14 protein-coding genes are annotated in these 16210 nt (G+C 70.8%); 2 read left to right on the forward strand and 12 right to left on the reverse strand.

All coding sequences use genetic code 11. From position 1 onward, the window contains the following. Nucleotides 1-84: 84 nt before the first annotated feature. The 4 genes from ACZ4XX_RS20250 to ACZ4XX_RS20265 all read right to left on the reverse strand — a co-directional run bounded on the left by ACZ4XX_RS20250 (nucleotide 85) and on the right by ACZ4XX_RS20265 (nucleotide 4303). On the reverse strand, nucleotides 85-1437 hold the full coding sequence (locus ACZ4XX_RS20250; protein WP_468509318.1) for a replication-associated recombination protein A: 1353 nt from the start codon (nucleotides 1435-1437) through the stop codon (nucleotides 85-87). Nucleotides 1438-1500: 63 nt separating this feature from the next. After that, on the reverse strand, nucleotides 1501-2127 hold the full coding sequence (locus ACZ4XX_RS20255) for a vitamin K epoxide reductase family protein (RefSeq protein WP_468509237.1): 627 nt from the start codon (nucleotides 2125-2127) through the stop codon (nucleotides 1501-1503). Between the two features lie 186 nt (nucleotides 2128-2313). Next, entirely contained in the window at nucleotides 2314-3576 is a 1263-nt protein-coding gene (gene hisS, locus ACZ4XX_RS20260) for a histidine--tRNA ligase (protein ID WP_468509238.1), read from the reverse strand. 10 nt (nucleotides 3577-3586) lie between these two features. Beyond that, nucleotides 3587-4303, reverse strand: coding sequence for an MBL fold metallo-hydrolase (locus tag ACZ4XX_RS20265; RefSeq protein ID WP_468509239.1), 717 nt, complete (start codon nucleotides 4301-4303; stop codon nucleotides 3587-3589). A 174-nt stretch (nucleotides 4304-4477) separates the two neighbouring features. Between ACZ4XX_RS20265 and ACZ4XX_RS20270 the strand changes: the two genes are divergently transcribed. Further along, on the forward strand, nucleotides 4478-5284 hold the full coding sequence (locus ACZ4XX_RS20270; protein WP_468509240.1) for a peptidylprolyl isomerase: 807 nt from the start codon (nucleotides 4478-4480) through the stop codon (nucleotides 5282-5284). Nucleotides 5285-5482: 198 nt separating this feature from the next. Then, on the forward strand, nucleotides 5483-6712 hold the full coding sequence (locus ACZ4XX_RS20275) for a DUF349 domain-containing protein (RefSeq protein ID WP_468509241.1): 1230 nt from the start codon (nucleotides 5483-5485) through the stop codon (nucleotides 6710-6712). Between the two features lie 66 nt (nucleotides 6713-6778). On the opposite strand, the gene ACZ4XX_RS20280 is transcribed toward ACZ4XX_RS20275, so the two are convergent. The 8 genes from ACZ4XX_RS20280 to ruvC form a co-directional block, all read right to left on the reverse strand. Continuing rightward, entirely contained in the window at nucleotides 6779-9274 is a 2496-nt protein-coding gene (locus ACZ4XX_RS20280) for a RelA/SpoT family protein (RefSeq protein WP_468509242.1), read from the reverse strand. A 238-nt stretch (nucleotides 9275-9512) separates the two neighbouring features. Beyond that, nucleotides 9513-10064: an adenine phosphoribosyltransferase gene (locus ACZ4XX_RS20285; protein WP_468509243.1), complete on the reverse strand. Its 552-nt coding sequence runs from the start codon at nucleotides 10062-10064 to the stop codon at nucleotides 9513-9515. Continuing rightward, nucleotides 10061-11128: a protein translocase subunit SecF gene (secF, locus tag ACZ4XX_RS20290; RefSeq protein WP_468509244.1), complete on the reverse strand. Its 1068-nt coding sequence runs from the start codon at nucleotides 11126-11128 to the stop codon at nucleotides 10061-10063. Before secF ends, ACZ4XX_RS20285 begins: the two co-directional genes overlap by 4 nt. A gap of 1 nt (nucleotide 11129) precedes the next feature. Beyond that, nucleotides 11130-12905, reverse strand: a complete 1776-nt coding sequence (secD, locus tag ACZ4XX_RS20295; protein ID WP_468509245.1) for a protein translocase subunit SecD — start codon at nucleotides 12903-12905, stop codon at nucleotides 11130-11132. Nucleotides 12906-13049: 144 nt separating this feature from the next. Further along, nucleotides 13050-13514, reverse strand: coding sequence for a preprotein translocase subunit YajC (gene yajC, locus ACZ4XX_RS20300; protein WP_055602346.1), 465 nt, complete (start codon nucleotides 13512-13514; stop codon nucleotides 13050-13052). A 165-nt stretch (nucleotides 13515-13679) separates the two neighbouring features. Further along, entirely contained in the window at nucleotides 13680-14759 is a 1080-nt protein-coding gene (gene ruvB, locus ACZ4XX_RS20305; RefSeq protein WP_468509246.1) for a Holliday junction branch migration DNA helicase RuvB, read from the reverse strand. A 76-nt stretch (nucleotides 14760-14835) separates the two neighbouring features. Then, entirely contained in the window at nucleotides 14836-15468 is a 633-nt protein-coding gene (ruvA, locus tag ACZ4XX_RS20310) for a Holliday junction branch migration protein RuvA (protein WP_468509247.1), read from the reverse strand. Then, complete coding sequence (gene ruvC / locus ACZ4XX_RS20315) at nucleotides 15465-16028, reverse strand: crossover junction endodeoxyribonuclease RuvC (RefSeq protein WP_468509248.1); 564 nt, start codon at nucleotides 16026-16028, stop codon at nucleotides 15465-15467. Before ruvC ends, ruvA begins: the two co-directional genes overlap by 4 nt. Nucleotides 16029-16210 lie beyond the last annotated feature (182 nt).

The raw sequence follows: 16210 nt of genomic DNA on the forward strand, positions 1-16210 counted from the left end.
GATCCCGGTCCACCGCCGCCAGGCGGCGCCGAGCGCGACGACGTGGTCGGGCTGGATCCGGGAGGCCCTCCGCGAAGGACGCGCCTACTCGTCGTTCTTCAGGCGGGCTCTCACGCGCTCCACCACGTCCGCGTATCTCGCCTCCGCGCCGTAGCGCGTCGGTTCGTAGTACTGGCGGCCGTGGATCGTGTCCGGGGCGTACTGCTGGGCCGCGATGCCGCCCGGGACGTCATGGGGGTAGACGTAGCCCTGGGCGTGACCGAGCTTGGCCGCGCCCTTGTAGTGGCCGTCGCGCAGATGCGGCGGTACCGATCCCGCGAGGCCGTTGCGCACGTCCGCCAGGGCGGCGCCGATCGCGGTGGTCGCCGCGTTCGACTTCGGGGCCAGGGCCAGGGCGATCGTCGCGTGGCTCAGGGTGAGCGCCGCCTCGGGGAAGCCGATCATCGCGACGGCCTGCGCGGCGGCGACCGCGATCGGCAGCGCGTTCGGATCGGCGAGGCCGATGTCCTCGCTCGCGGAGATCATGAGGCGCCGGGCGATGAACCGCGGGTCCTCCCCCGCCTCGATCATCCGGGCCAGGTAGTGCAGGGCCGCGTCCACGTCCGAGCCGCGGATCGACTTGATCAGCGCGCTGGCCACGTCGTAGTGCTGGTCGCCGTCCCGGTCGTACTTCACGGCCGCGCGGTCGACGGTCTCCTCGACCGTCTCCAGGGTGATCTCCGGCTCGCCCTTGGCGATGGCCGCGCCGGCGGCCGCCTCCAGGGCGGTCAGGGCGCGCCGGGCGTCGCCGCCGGCGACCCGGAGGAGGTGGGCCTCGGCGTCCTCCGGGAGCGTCACGGCCCCGCCGAGACCGCGCTCGCCCGTGAGCGCCCGGGCCATCAGGCCGCGCAGGTCGTCGTCGGTCAGCGGCTCCAGGGTGAGGAGCAGGGAGCGGGAGAGGAGCGGGGAGATGATCGAGAAATACGGGTTCTCGGTGGTGGCCGCGATGAGCGTGACCCAGCGGTTCTCGACGGCGGGCAGCAGGGAGTCCTGCTGGGCCTTGGAGAAGCGGTGGATCTCGTCGAGGAAGAGGACGGTCTCCTTGCCGTAGCCGCCGACCGCGCGGCGGGCTCCGTCGATGACGGCGCGGACCTCCTTGACGCCCGCGGTGATCGCCGACAGCTCCACGAACCGCTTGTTCGTCGCCTTGGAGACCACGTACGCCAGGGTCGTCTTGCCGATCCCCGGCGGGCCCCAGAGGATCACGGAGGACGCGCCGGCGGGGCCGCCGTCGCCGTCGCCCACGAGCCGGCGCAGCGGCGATCCGGGCTTGAGCAGGTGCTTCTGCCCCACCACCTCGTCGAGGGTGCGCGGGCGCATCCGGACGGCCAGCGGGCTGCTGGCGGGGTCCTTCTCCTGGCGGTCTTCGGCTGCTGCGGTAAAGAGGTCGGGCTCCACAGTCATGAAGCCTAGGTCACGCCACCGACAGCGCTGTCTGCGTCGGCGGTCCGGCGGCGACGGTCAGCTGGTCCAGAAGTCCCACCAGCGGGTCAGGATCAGCATGCCGATGATCCCGATGTGCAGGACGGGGAGGACCCAGGTGAACTCGTCGAAGAAGGTCCTGAGGCCGCGGGGGGCGGGGATGGCACCGCTGCGGACGTTCTGCGAGGTCACGTACCAGAACATGACGATGGTGGCGACCCAGGCCAGGCAGCACCACAGGCACAGCGAGTTGATCTCGTACAGCGACTGGTACATCAGCCAGGTGCAGAAGCCGACGCCGAAGAGGGTGCCTGCGTTGAGGCCGAGCCAGTACCAGCGGCGGTAGCGGGCCCCGGCGAGCAGGGCGAGACCGATCGCGATCACCATGGCGTACGTGACGAGGCCGAGCATCGGGTTCGGGAAGCCGAAGACCGAGGCCTGCTCGCTCTTCATGATGTTGCCGCAGGAGACGATCGGGTTGAGGCTGCACCCGGGGACGAAGTTCGGGTCCTCGAGGAGCTTGAACTTGTCGATCGTGATGACCCAGGCGGCGAGCACCCCGGCCGCTCCGGTGATCACGAGCATCCAGGCGAAGGCCCTGCTCGCCCCGATCGTGCCGTCGTCGTGCCGGCCGGACGCGGCCTCGTCCACCGCTGCCTTCGTCATGTCGCCTGTTCCCTCGCTCGCGAGCCTTGTGGGCACGGTCATTCTGCCGTACGGGGGAGCGCGCCCACCGTTCGCCGGAGATAAGTGAAGCGGGCATAAGGACGACGGGAAGGGGCCCGGATCCACGCGCGTGCGTGGGTCCGGGCCCCTTCCCCGGAGAGTCCGTCGGGCTCTCCGGAAGCCACGTCAGGCCAGCTTGGCCCGTACCGCGTCGATCAGCGCGTCCACGGCGACCGCCTGCTGTTCGCCGGACTCCATGTCCTTGAGCTGGACGACGCCCTCGGCGAGGTCGCGCTCACCGGCGACGACGGCGAGCCGGGCGCCGGAGCGGTTGGCGTCCTTCATCGCGCCCTTGAGGCCCTTGCCGCCGAACGAGAAGTCCGCGGAGACGCCCTCCCGGCGCAGCTCGGTGACCTTGCCGAAGAGGATCCGGCGCGCCTCCTCGCCGATGGCCACGGCGAAGACGCTGGTGACGGCGGGGAGGTCGAGCTCGATGCCCTCCGCCTCCAGGGCGAGGACCGTACGGTCCACACCGAGCGCCCAGCCGACGGACGGCAGCGCGGGGCCGCCGATCATCTCGGAGAGGCCGTCGTAGCGGCCGCCGCCGCCGACCGCCGACTGCGAGCCGAGACCGCCGTGGACGAACTCGAACGTCGTGCGGGTGTAGTAGTCCAGGCCGCGCACCAGCTTGGCGTCGTCCTCGAACTCCACGCCCGCCGCGGTGACCAGGGCACGCACCTCCTCGTGGTACGCCTTGCACGCGTCGCACAGGTAGTCGCGCAGCAGCGGGGCGCCGTCGAGCTGCTTCTGCACGGACTCGCGCTTGTCGTCGAGGACGCGCAGCGGGTTGATCTCGGCGCGGCGCAGGGTCTCCTCGTCGAGGTCGAGCCCGCGCAGGAAGCCCTGGAGCGCCTCGCGGTAGACGGGACGGCACTCCTTGTCGCCCAGCGAATTGAGCAGGATGCGGAAGTTCCGCAGGCCGAGGGTGCGGTACGCCTGGTCGGCCAGGATGATCAGCTCGGCGTCGAGCGCCGGGTCCTCGGAGCCGATGGCCTCGGCACCGACCTGGGAGAAGTGGCGGTAACGGCCCGCCTGGGCCCGCTCGTAGCGGTAGTACGAGCCGGAGTACCAGAGCTTCACGGGCAGGTTGCCCTGCTTGTGCAGGTTGGCCTGGAGCGCCGCCCGCAGCACGGACGCGGTGCCCTCGGGACGGAGGGCGAGGTGGTCGTTGCCCTTCGTGGTGAGGGTGTACATCTCCTTGGTCACGATGTCGGTGGACTCACCGACACCGCGGGAGAAGAGCTCGACGTTCTCGAATCCGGGCGTCTCGATGTAGCCGTAGCCGGAGTTCCTCAGCGGCGTGGAGATCGCGTCCCGGACCGCCAGGAACGTGGCGGAGCGGGGCGGGATCAGGTCGTACGTGCCCTTGGGGGCCTGAAAGGTGCTCACGAAAGTCTCGTCACATTCCTCGTCGGGGAGCGTCCGTGCTGCTGCTCCCATGGCGGCCCGCAGCCACGTCCCGCAGATAGGGGTTCGTGGCGCGCTCCTGGCCGATGGTCGTCTGGGGACCGTGTCCCGACAGCACCACGGTCGAGTTGTCGAGCGGCAGGCACACACGGGCCAGCGAAGCGAGCATCTCGTCCATGTCACCGCCGGGAAGGTCGGTGCGTCCGATGGAGCCGGCGAAGAGCAGGTCCCCGGAGAAGAACACGGAGGGGATCTCCGTGGACTCCGGCATCCTGAAGGTCACCGACCCCTTGGTATGACCGGGCGCGTGGGCGACGGAGAAGTCCAGACCGGCGAGCTTCAGCTCGGCCCCGTCCGTCAGTTCTCGTACGTCGTCGGGCTCTCCGACGGTCAGCTCGCCCATGAGGGGCATCCCGATGGAGCGGCCGAGGGCCCTCTCCGGGTCGCTCATCATGTAGCGGTCGGACGGGTGGATCCACGCGGGGACGTCATGGGCGCCGCACACCGGGACGACGGAGGCGACGTGGTCGATGTGTCCATGGGTGAGGACGACGGCGACGGGCTTGAGCCGATGCTTCTTCAGCGTCTCCTCGACACCCTGGGCGGCCTGGTGGCCCGGGTCGATGATCACGCACTCCTCGCCTGCGGCGGGGGCGACCAGATAGCAATTGGTCCCCCAGGCCCCGGCGGGGAACCCGGCAATCAGCACGTTCGTCCTTAGATGTCGTCCGGCACGGGGGCGCGGAATGTTCGCGGAACCCGCAGAAAACGCGGAATACGGCAGATCAGAGCCTACCGGCGGTGCCGGTTCCACAGCCAACCCGTATACGGTACGGGCACACCCGGCCAGGACAGGAACAGACGAGCGACAGGAGCGGAACCGGTGGTCACCAGCGATCAGCGGCGGCGGCAGCTTGCCAGGGAGAAGTACGCGCGGCAGCAGCAGCGACGGGAGGAGAACCGGCGCAAGGCGAAGCGCCGCAACACCGTCGTGGCTGCCGCCCTCGCGGTGGTCCTCGCGGCGGGCGGCGCGGTCTACGCGTCCGTGGCGCTGACGGGCGACGACTCCAAGGACGACGCGGCAGGCTCCGACACCTCGGCGAGCAGCTCGCCCAGCAGCCCGGCGCCCTCGCAGAGCGAGTCGTCGAGCGCCGAGCCGAAGATGTCGGTGGACGCCAAGGCCACGTACGCCATGGCGCTCAAGACGAACGAGGGCGACATCACGATCACCATGGACGCGGCGAAGACCCCGCGCACGGTGAACTCCTTCTCGCACCTCGCCGGGAAGAACTACTTCGACGGGACGAAGTGCCACCGCCTCACCACCAGCGGCATCTTCGTGCTCCAGTGCGGTGACCCCAAGGGCGACGGCACCGGCGGCCCGGGCTACACCATCCCGGACGAGAACCTGGACGCGCTGGGCAAGGCGGGTGCGGACGGCTCGGTCACCTACCCCGCGGGCACCGTGGCGATGGCGAACACCGGGCAGCCGGGCAGCGGCGGCTCGCAGTTCTTCCTCGTCTACAAGGACACCAAGCTGCCGCCGAGCTACACGCCGTTCGGAAAGATCGACACGGCCGGCCTCCAGGTGGTCGAGGACGTCGCCGAGGCCGGTGTCGCGGGCGGCGCCGGCGACGGCGCCCCGAAGAAGGCCGTCACCATCGAGAAGGCGACCGTCGCGAAGAAGTGAGCCGGGGTCCGCACGCACGCGTGGCCGCGAATCTCGGTCGCGCTGAGTGCGGACAGCCGGGCCGCCGTTCGCCTAGATTGGCGTTGTGCAGCGTTGGGCCGTCGGCCGCGCTGCGGAAGGCGGGCGAGGCCCGCCGGGAAACTGTGGACGATGCCCGGGGGGTACCACCCCGCGACGGCATCATGGTGAGGAGGCGCTGTGAGCAGCGACCCGTGGGGCCGCGTCGACGAGACGGGCACCGTGTACGTGCGGACGGCCGAAGGCGAGAAGGTCGTCGGATCGTGGCAGGCCGGCACCCCTGAGGAGGCTCTGGCCTACTTCGAGCGCAAGTACGAGGGCTTGGTTGTCGAGATCGGCCTCCTCGAGAAGCGGGTGAAGACCACCGACCTCTCGGCGAAGGACGCCACCGCGGCGATCGAGCACATCCGCCAGCAGATCGACGAGCACCACGCCGTCGGCGACCTGGCCGCGCTCGGGACCCGCCTCGACAAGCTCGTCGAGACGGTCGACTCGCGCCGTGAGGAGCGCAAGGCCCAGAAGGCCAAGCAGACCGACGAGGCGCGCTCCGCCAAGGAGAAGCTCGTCACCGAGGCCGAGGAGCTGGCCCAGAGCGAGCAGTGGCGCTCCGCGGGCGAGCGGCTGCGCGCGCTGGTGGACACCTGGAAGGGCCTGCCCCGGCTCGACCGCAAGTCCGACGACGAGCTGTGGCACCGCTTCTCGCACGCCCGCTCGGCGTTCTCGAAGCGCCGCAAGGCGCACTTCGCCTCGCTCGACGCCCAGCGCGAGGACGCCCGCAAGGCCAAGGAGCGCCTGGTCGCCGAGGCGGAGTCGCTGTCGAACTCCACCGACTGGGGCACCACGGCGGCCCGCTACCGCGACCTGATGACGGAGTGGAAGGCGGCCGGCCGCGCCCAGCGCGAGCACGAGGACGACCTCTGGAACCGCTTCCGCGGCGCCCAGGACGTCTTCTTCGCGGCGCGCGGCGAGGTCTTCGCCGAGCGGGACGCGGAGCAGACCGAGAACCTCAAGCTCAAGGAGGAGCTCGCGACCGAGGCCGAGAAGCTGCTGCCGGTGTCGGACCTGAAGGCGGCGCGCGCCGCCTTCCGTTCCCTCAACGAGCGGTGGGAGGCCGTCGGCCACGTCCCGCGTGACGCCCGACCCAAGGTCGAGGGCCGGATGCACACGGTCGAGCGGGCCATCCAGGAGGCCGAGGAGACCGAGTGGCGCCGGACGAACCCGGAGGCACGCGCGCGTGCCGCGGGTCTGACCGGTCAGCTGCAGGACGCGGTCGAGAAGCTGCGCAAGCAGATCGACGCGGCCCGCGCCGCCGGCAACGACGCCAAGGCCGACAAGCTCTCCCGTGAGCTGGAGGGCCGCCAGGCCCTGCTCGACCAGGCCATGAAGGGCCTGGAGGAGTTCGGCGGCTGACCTGGCCGTGACCGTACGAGGAAGGCCCCCCGGCAGTGCGCCGGGGGGCCTTCCTCGTCGGTGCCGTTACGGCCTGCGGGCGGAGGTCACGCGGTACACGTCGTAGACGCCCTCCACGCCGCGTACGGCCTTCAGGACGTGGCCCAGGTGCTTCGGGTCGCCCATCTCGAAGGTGAAGCGCGAGGTGGCCACCCGGTCCCGGGAGGTCTGGACGGCCGCCGAGAGGATGTTGACGTGCTGGTCCGAGAGGACCCGGGTGACGTCGGAGAGCAGCCGCGAGCGGTCGAGGGCCTCGACCTGGATGGCGACGAGGAAGACCGAGGACTGGGTGGGCGCCCACTCGACCTCGAGGATCCGCTCCGGCTCCCGGGAGAGCGACTCGACGTTGACGCAGTCGCTGCGGTGAACCGATACGCCACTGCCGCGGGTGACGAAGCCGATGATCGGGTCGCCGGGCACGGGGGTGCAGCAGCGGGCCAGCTTCACCCAGACGTCCTCGACGCCCTTGACCACGACACCGGGGTCGGCGCTGGAGCGGCGCTTGGTGCGGCCGCGGGTGGGCGGAGCCGTCTCGTCGATGTCCTCGGTGGCCGCCTCCTCGCCGCCGAGCGCCTGGACGAGCTTCTGCACGATGGACTGGGCGGTGACATGGCCCTCGCCGATCGCCGCGTACAGCGAGGAGATGTCGCTGTAGCGCATCTCGTGGGCGAGGGTGACGAGGGAGTCGCCGGTGAGGATCCGCTGGATCGGCAGGTTCTGCTTGCGCATGGCCCGCGCGATGGCGTCCTTGCCCTGCTCGATGGCCTCGTCGCGGCGCTCCTTGGAGAACCAGGCCCGGATCTTGTTGCGGGCGCGCGGGGACTTGACGAAGCCCAGCCAGTCGCGGGAGGGCCCGGCGCCGGCGGCCTTGGAGGTGAAGACCTCGACCAGGTCGCCGTTGTCGAGGGTCGATTCGAGCGGCACGAGCCGGCCGTTGACCCGCGCCCCTATGGTGCGGTGGCCGACCTCGGTGTGGACGGCGTACGAGAAGTCGACAGGGGTCGCGCCGGCGGGCAGCGCGATGACGTCGCCCTTCGGTGTGAAGACGAAGACCTCGTTGCGCGAGAGGTCGAAGCGCAGGGACTCCAGGAACTCGCTGGGGTCCTCGGTCTCCTTCTGCCAGTCGAGGAGCTGACGCAGCCACGCCATGTCGTTGAGGTGGTCGTCCTTGCCGGTCCTCTTCGGCACGTCGGCGCGCACCTTGGAGGCACCGGCGACGGCCTCCTGCTTGTACTTCCAGTGGGCGGCGATGCCGTACTCGGCGCGCCGGTGCATGTCGAAGGTGCGGATCTGCAGCTCGACGGGCTTGCCGTTGGGACCGATGACCGTCGTGTGCAGCGACTGGTACATGTTGAACTTCGGCATCGCGATGTAGTCCTTGAACCGGCCGGGGACCGGGTTCCATCGCGCGTGGACGGTGCCGAGGGCGGCATAGCAGTCCCGCACCGTGTCGACGAGCACACGGATGCCCACCAGGTCGTAGATCTCCGCGAAGTCACGGCCGCGGACGATCATCTTCTGGTAGACGCTGTAGTAGTGCTTGGGGCGCCCGGTGACGGTCGCCTTGATGCGGGCGGCACGCAGGTCGGTCTGGACCTCGTCGGTCACTATGGCGAGGTACTCGTCCCGCTTGGGGGCGCGCTCGGCGACGAGCCGGACGATCTCGTCGTACATCTTGGGGTAGAGGATCGCGAAGGCGAGGTCCTCCAGCTCCCACTTGATGGTGTTCATGCCCAGGCGGTGGGCCAGGGGCGCGTAGATCTCGAGGGTCTCGCGGGCCTTCTTCTCCTGCTTCTCCCGCTTGAGGTAGCGCATGGTGCGCATGTTGTGCAGGCGGTCGGCGAGCTTGATGACCAGGACGCGCGGGTCCTTGGCCATGGCGACGACCATCTTGCGGACGGTCTCGGCCTGCGCGGCCTCGCCGAACCTGACCTTGTCGAGCTTGGTGACACCGTCGACGAGGAGCGTGACCTGGTCGCCGAAGTCGCGGCGCAGGTCCTCCAGGCCGTACTCGGTGTCCTCGACGGTGTCGTGCAGGAGGCCGGCCATCAGCGTCGCCGGGTCCATGCCGAGCTCGGCGAGGATCGTCGTGACCGCGAGCGGGTGCGTGATGTAAGGGTCGCCGCTCTTGCGCTTCTGCCCGCGGTGCCAGCGCTCGGCGACCTGGTAGGCCCGCTCGACCTGGCGGAGCGTCGCCGTCTCGATCTTCGGGTCGTTGGAGCGGACGATCCGCAGCAGCGGTTCGAGGACCGGGTTGTACGGGGAGGAGCGCTGGACGCCGAGCCGGGCCAGGCGGGCGCGGACGCGGTTGGACGAGCCGCCCGAGCGTCCGGGCGCCGCCGGAGCGGGCCTCGTCGGGGGCTGGGCCTCGGGCGCCGGCGGCTTGGGGGCCGGCGACGCGGACGCGGCAGACGCGGGCCCGGTCTCCGCGGGCTTGTTCTGGGGCGTGCCGGTCCCCGGCGCGGCCTTGTCGGCCTTCGGGTCGGGCTGCGCGGCGGAGAGTGACTGGGCCTCGTCTGGCAAGAGCGCTCCTCTGGGGTCCCCCCGGACGGAGTCTGGGGGAGGTACCGGGTCCCCCGGTCAGGCCCGGAAAGGCCATGGTATCGAGCCCGGACAGGCGCTGCTCACGCGGCCGGGGCGGGGAACGGGCCCGACAGCGGGCGTGGCACGCCCCTCGGGTCCCGGACCGGGACACTCCGGGAAAACCGACGGGGCGCTCCGGGGATTCCCCGGAGCGCCCCGTGCGGGGTGAAGCCCGATGTCAGACGGTGATCAGCGCCGTGAGCGGAGCGCCGTTCAGAGCCGGCTCCAGGCGGGCGCGGCCCGGGAGGAAGCCGAGTTCCATCAGGACCGCGACGCCCGCCACCTCGGCGCCCGCGCGGCGGATGAGCTCGATCGAGGCCTCGGCCGTGCCGCCGGTGGCGAGGACGTCGTCGATGACCATGACGCGGTCGCCCGCGGCCAGGTCCTCGGCGTGCACCTCGATCTCGGCGGTGCCGTACTCCAGCTCGTACGCCTGGCTGAGCGTCGCCCCGGGGAGCTTGCCGGCCTTGCGGACGGGGATGAATCCCAGTCCCGCGCGGACGGCCACCGGGGCGGCCAGGATGAAGCCGCGCGCCTCGAGTCCGACGATCTTCGTCGCGCCGTGCGCGGAGCACAGCCCGGCGAGGGCGTCGGTGAGCGCCGTGAACGCCGACGGGTCCGCGAGCAGCGGCGTGATGTCCTTGAACAGCACGCCCGGCTTCGGGTAGTCCGGTACGTCGCGGATGCGGCTGAGCAGGAGGTCGGTGACGTCCTGGGCCTCGGCGGTCATCCTCGGTGCTCCGAGCGGCCGCGGCGACTCGCCCGCGGGCCGACGACGGCGATCTCGCCTTCGTCGCCCGACCCGTCGTACGACTCGCCCTTGGCGGCCTCACCGGCCCGCTTCGCCATGATGCGCTTCTTGAGTGCCCTGATCGCCGGCTCGCGCTCCTTGAGGTCGGCGACGAGCGGGGTGGCGATGAAGATCGAGGAGTACGCACCGGCTGCGAGTCCGACGAACAGCGACAGCGAGATGTCGTTGAGCATGCCGGCGCCGAGGACGCCACCACCGATGAAGAGCAGGCCGGCGACCGGCAGCAGCGCGACGACGGTGGTGTTGATCGAACGGACCAGGGTGCCGTTGATCGAGCGGTTGGCCATCTCGCTGTACGTGAAGCGGGTCTGCTTCGTGATGTCCTTCGTCTGTTCCTTGAGGGAGTCGAAGACGACGACTGTGTCGTACAGCGAGTATCCGAGGATGGTCAGCAGACCGATCACCGTACCGACCGTGACCTCGAAGCCGACCAGCGAGTAGATGCCGACCGTGATCGTGAGGTCGTGGATCAGCGCGATGAGCGCGGCGACCGCCATTCTCCACTCGAAGGCGATGGCCAGGTAGATCACCACGAGGATCATGAAGACCCCCAGGCCCGTCCAGGCCTTGGTGGCGATCTGCTCACCCCAGCTGGGGCCGACGAGCTCCGCCGCGATCTTGTCCTCGGGGACGTTCAGGTCCTTGGCGAGCTCCGTGCGGACCTTGTCGGACTGCGCGGTGTCGAGGCCGCCCACCTGGATGCGGAGGGAGCCGTTGCCGAGCTGCTGGACGATCGCGTCGTGACCGGAGGCCTCTTCCGCGTACTCCTGCGCCTGGCTGACGGAGACTTCCGACTTCGGGGTGGTGAAGACGGCACCGCCCTGGAACTCGATGCCCATGTTGAGGCCGCGGACGGCCAGGGCGACGATGGCGGTGATGGTGATCAGGATGGACAGGCCATACCAGATCTTGCGGTTGCCGATGAAGTCGTAGCCGACCTCACCACGGTGGAGCCGGGCGCCGAGATCGCCGAGCTTCGACATCTCACGCCTCCTTCGGGTCGACAGGGCCAGCGACAGAGGCATTGGCACGACGGGTGCGGCGCAGCGGCGGCTTGGCGCCGAGTCGCTTCGGGTCGAGGCCGGACCAGGCGTGACCGTCGCCGAAGAACTTGGTCCGCGCGAGGAGCGTCATGACCGGCTTGGTGAAGAGGAACACCACGACGACGTCGAGCAGGGTGGTCAGGCCGAGCGTGAACGCGAAGCCCTGGACCTTGCCGACGGTGACGATGAAGAGCACGGCCGCGGCCAGGAACGACACGAAGTCGGAGACCAGGATGGTGCGGCGGGCACGCGGCCAGGCGCGCTCGACGGCCGGGCGGAGCGTGCGGCCCTCGCGGAGCTCGTCACGGATGCGCTCGAAGTACACGATGAACGAGTCCGCGGTGATACCGATGGCGACGATGGCGCCGCAGACGGCCGGCAGGTTCAGCGCGAAGCCGATGGCCGGGCCGAGCAGGGCCATGATCACGTAGGTGAGCAGCGCGGAGACGCCGAGGCTGAGGATGGCGATCAGCGACAGGCCGCGGTAGTAGGCCACCAGGTAGATGATGACCAGGGCGAGGCCGATGGCGCCGGCGATCAGACCGGCCTCCAGCTGCTCGCCGCCGAGCGCGGCGGTGACCGTGTCGACGCTCTGCGTCTCGAAGGTGAGCGGCAGGGCACCGTACGACAGGATGTTGCCGAGGTCCTGGGCCGACTGCTGGTTGAAGTTGCCGGAGATCTCGGCGCTCGCGCTCAGCGTCTGGCGCACCGACGGGGCCGAGACGACCTCGCCGTCCAGGACGATCGCGAACCGGTTCTGCGGGTCGGCCTGCGCCGACAGCTTGCCGGTGATCGACTGGAACTTCTTGGAGCCCGCGCTCGTGAAGTCCATCGTGACGATCCACATGCCGCGCTGCTGGTCGAAGGCGCCCTGGGCGTCGTCGACGTCCTTGCCGTCCACCTCGGCCGGGCCGAGGAGGTACTTCGACCACACGCCCGGCGCGTCCTCGCCACAGGCCACGGTGGGCTGGGCGGGCAGGACACCCTGGCCGGCGGCGCTGCGCTGCTTGGGGTCGAGGCAGTTCAGGGAGGTGAACTTCTGCTGGAGCGCCGCGGTGGCGGCGTCCGGCGTCGGGGTCGCCGACGGGGTGCCGGTGGCCTTCGGCGTCGCGGACGACGAGGCGCTGCCGGTGGGCGTCGGGGACGGGGCCTTGAGGGCCTCGGTGAGCGCGCGGCCCTGGGCCGAGCCGGTGGCCGTCGGGGTGCCCGACTTCTCGCCCACGGACGAGCCGGAGGTGGACGCGGACGGCTTCGGCGTGGCCGAGGGGGAACCGGAGGAGCTGGCGCTGGGCGCCGGCGCGGGTCCGCCTTCCGTCACCGCGAGAACGGGCCGGAAGTAGAGCTGGGCGGTGGTACCGACCTGCTCCCGGGCCTGCTTCTCGTTCGTGCCGCGAGGGATGTTGACGATGATGTTCTCGCGGCCCTGCGTCTGGACCTCGGCCTCGGAGACACCGAGACCGTTGACACGGCGCTCGATGATGCCGACGGCGGTGTTCATGTTGGTCTCGTTGACCGCCGACTCCTGGCCAGGATCAGCCTTGGCCTTGAGCGTGATCGACGTACCGCCGGCGAGGTCGATGCCCAGGCGCGGGGTGGTGTGCCCCGACCAGAACATGCCGCCGGTGAGCGCGACCATGGCGATCAGGATGAGTGCCAGGGCGCGGCCCGGCCGGCTCTGTCCCCCCGCCGGCCTTCGGCCCTTCTTCGGTGCTGCCACCTGTCGTATCTCCCTGTCCAACCGTCCCGCGCCGGGTGTGCGCGGGACGGCCACGAAGTGTGTGTGGGGACCTTCCCCCGCAGACGTGGAACCGTTCCGAGAACCGCGCACGCCGGTGGGCGTGCGCGGTGTCCTCGGCCGCGACTACTTCGCGTCGGTCTCGCCGTCGGCCTTGCCGTCCTTCTGGCCCTCCGCAGCGTCGGTCACGTCCGACTTCTTCGTCAGATCGGCCTTCGGCGCGTCCTCGACGGTCTCCGTGGCCTCGGCGGCCTCGGTCAGCGACGAGGCGTCGTCCGGGACGACGGTGTCGGAGTCCGAGTCCTCGTCGTCACCGTGGACGATGCGGTTGTACTCGGAGTCCTCGAGGACGGCGCCGATCGCGTTCTTGGCGTAGACGGCGTGCACGCCGGGAGCGACCTCGAGGAGGACGGTCTCGTCGCCGATCTCCTTGACGGTGGCGTACATCCCCCCGATCGTCCGTACGCCGGTGCCGGGCTGCATCTCGTTGCGCATCTGCGCCGCCGCCTGCTGCTTCTTCTTGGCAGAGCGGGTCATCAGGAACATGGCCCCGATGAGGACGATGAAGGGGAGGAGGGTCACGATGCTCACGGGACGGGTTTCCTTCGCACGGTCGCGGAGAACCCGCGGCCTGATCTTCGGGGGTGGGCGCGCCGACCAGAAAGGGCGGCATCGGCGGAGTCTAGGCGAGTCCGCATCGACTGAACAACGTCCAGCATCGCACCCCGGTTCCTGTCCGGGCGAGTGTCAGCACCGTCACGCCCCGAAGAGCCCCTGTTGTCCGCTTCCGGCCGTCCCCGGGCCCGCTGCCTGCGGCGGAACCAGTCCGAGATGCCCCCATGCCGCGGGGGTGGCGACCCGACCACGGGGCGTACGGGCCAGCAGACCCTCCCGTACGAGGAAGGGTTCGGCGACCTCCTCGACGGTCTCGCGCTCCTCCCCCACCGCGACGGCGAGCGTGGAGAGACCCACGGGGCCGCCGCCGAAGAGCTTGATCAGGGCCTCCAGGACGGCCCGGTCGAGCCGGTCGAGGCCGCGGCCGTCGACCTCGTACACGCTGAGGGCCGCCTCGGCGATCTCCCGGGTGATGACGCCGTCGGCCCTGACCTGCGCGTAGTCGCGGACGCGGCGGAGCAGCCGGTTGGCGATCCGGGGGGTGCCGCGGGACCGGCCGGCGATCTCGGCGGCGCCCGCCGGGTCGATCTCGACGTCGAGGAGTCCGGCGGACCGGTGGATCACGCGCTGGAGCTCGGCCGGGTCGTAGAACTCCATGTGGCCGGTGAAGCCGAAGCGGTCGCGCAGCGGCGGCGGCAGGAGGCCGGCCCGGGTGGTGGCGCCGACCAGGGTGAACGGCGGGAGTTCGAGCGGGATGGCGGTGGCGCCGGGGCCCTTGCCGACGATGACGTCGACCCGGAAGTCCTCCATCGCCATGTAGAGCATCTCCTCGGCGGGCCGGGACATCCGGTGGATCTCGTCGAGGAAGAGGATCTCTCTCTCCTGGAGGGAGGAGAGGATCGCGGCGAGGTCGCCGGCGTGCTGGATGGCGGGGCCCGAGGTGATGCGGATCGGCGCGTTCATCTCGGCGGCGATGATCATCGAGAGGGTGGTCTTGCCGAGGCCGGGGGCACCGGAGAGCAGCACGTGGTCGGCGGTGGCTCCGCGCTGGCGGGCGGCCTTGAGGACCAGGTCGAGCTGCTGACGGACCTTCTCCTGGCCGACGAACTCACTGAGGTCCTTGGGCCGCAGAGCCGCCTCGACGGCCTGGTCGTCGCCCTCGGCCGATGCCCCGACGATGCGCGCCTCGTCGTCGCCGGTGGTCTCGTCGTCCCAGTTCACGGTTCTTCTGCCTTCTCGGTGGTGGTGCGCGGTGGTCGGTGCGGCGGGGTGGGGAAGCCCCGCGCGGCGGGGCCCGTCAGCGGGCGCGGTTCAGGGACTGCAGGGCCGCCCGAAGCAGCTGCGGCACCGGCGCGGAGCCACCCGCGGCGATCGCCTCCTCCGCCTGCGGCGTCACCGCCACCACCGCCTCCTCCGCCTCGCGCGACGCGTAGCCGAGGCCGATCAGCGCGGCGGACAGCTGCTCCGTCCACGGCGCGGGACCGGAGGCCGCCGCCCGCTGCGCGCCGACCATGCCGCTGCTGCCGAGCGGCGCGCCGAGCTTGTCCTTCAGTTCGAGGAGGAGTTTCTGCGCGCCCTTCTTGCCGATGCCGGGCACGGCCATGAGGGCCTTCTCGTCACCGGTGGAGACGGCGACCCGCAGGGCGTCGGGGCTGTGCACCCCGAGCATGGCCTGGGCGAGGCGGGGTCCGACGCCGCTCGCGGTCTGGAGGAGCTCGAAGACCTGCCGCTCGTCGTCGTCCGCGAAGCCGTACAGGGTGAGGGAGTCCTCCCGTACGACGAGGGAGGTGGCGAGCCGGGCGTCCTCACCGATCCGCAGTCCCGCGAGCGTTCCCGGGGTGCACTGGACGGCCATGCCCACACCACCGACCTCGATGACGGCCGTGGTGGGGGCGAGCGCGGCGACCGGGCCGCTGACGAAGGCGATCATCGGGTTCGGCCTTTCACTGCGGACGCCTGCCGGGCGACCGCCTGCTGGAGACGGTTCTCGGCGACGGCCTGCTGGAGACGGTTCTGGGCGGGGGCGCGCCAGATGTGGCAGATGGCGAGGGCGAGGGCGTCGGCGGCGTCGGCCGGCTTGGGCGGGGCGGAGAGCCGGAGCAGCCGGGTCACCATGGCCCCGACCTGCGCCTTGTCCGCGCGTCCGCTGCCGGTGACGGCGGCCTTGACCTCGCTGGGGGTGTGCAGGGCGACGGGGATGCCGCGGCGCGAGGCGCAGAGCATGGCGACGGCGCTGGCCTGGGCGGTGCCCATCACCGTACGCACATTGTGCTGGCTGAACACCCGCTCCACGGCGACGAGTTCGGGCGAGAAGCGGTCGATCCACTCCTCGATGCCGCGCTCGATGCCGACGAGGCGCATCCCGATGTCGTCGTCCGGGGCCGTCCGCACCACGCCCACGCCGAGCATGGTGAGGGGCCGTCCGGCGACGCCCTCGACGACGCCGACGCCGCACCGGGTCAGGCCCGGGTCCACCCCGAGAACACGCACGCCGCACCCCCTCCTCGCTCACCTGTTTGTGCAGGCTATCCGCTGCCACCGACAACGCCGCACGAACGACAGCGGGGGGGGGGGGGGGGGGGCCCCGCTTACCCGCTCGGGAAAGCGGTTAGCCCAGAGAGGAGTGCAGAATCGAACCTCTCCCCGACCCACTTTCTGGGGTCCGAAGCGGT

The organism is Streptomyces sp. NPDC029956, assembly GCF_055574655.1.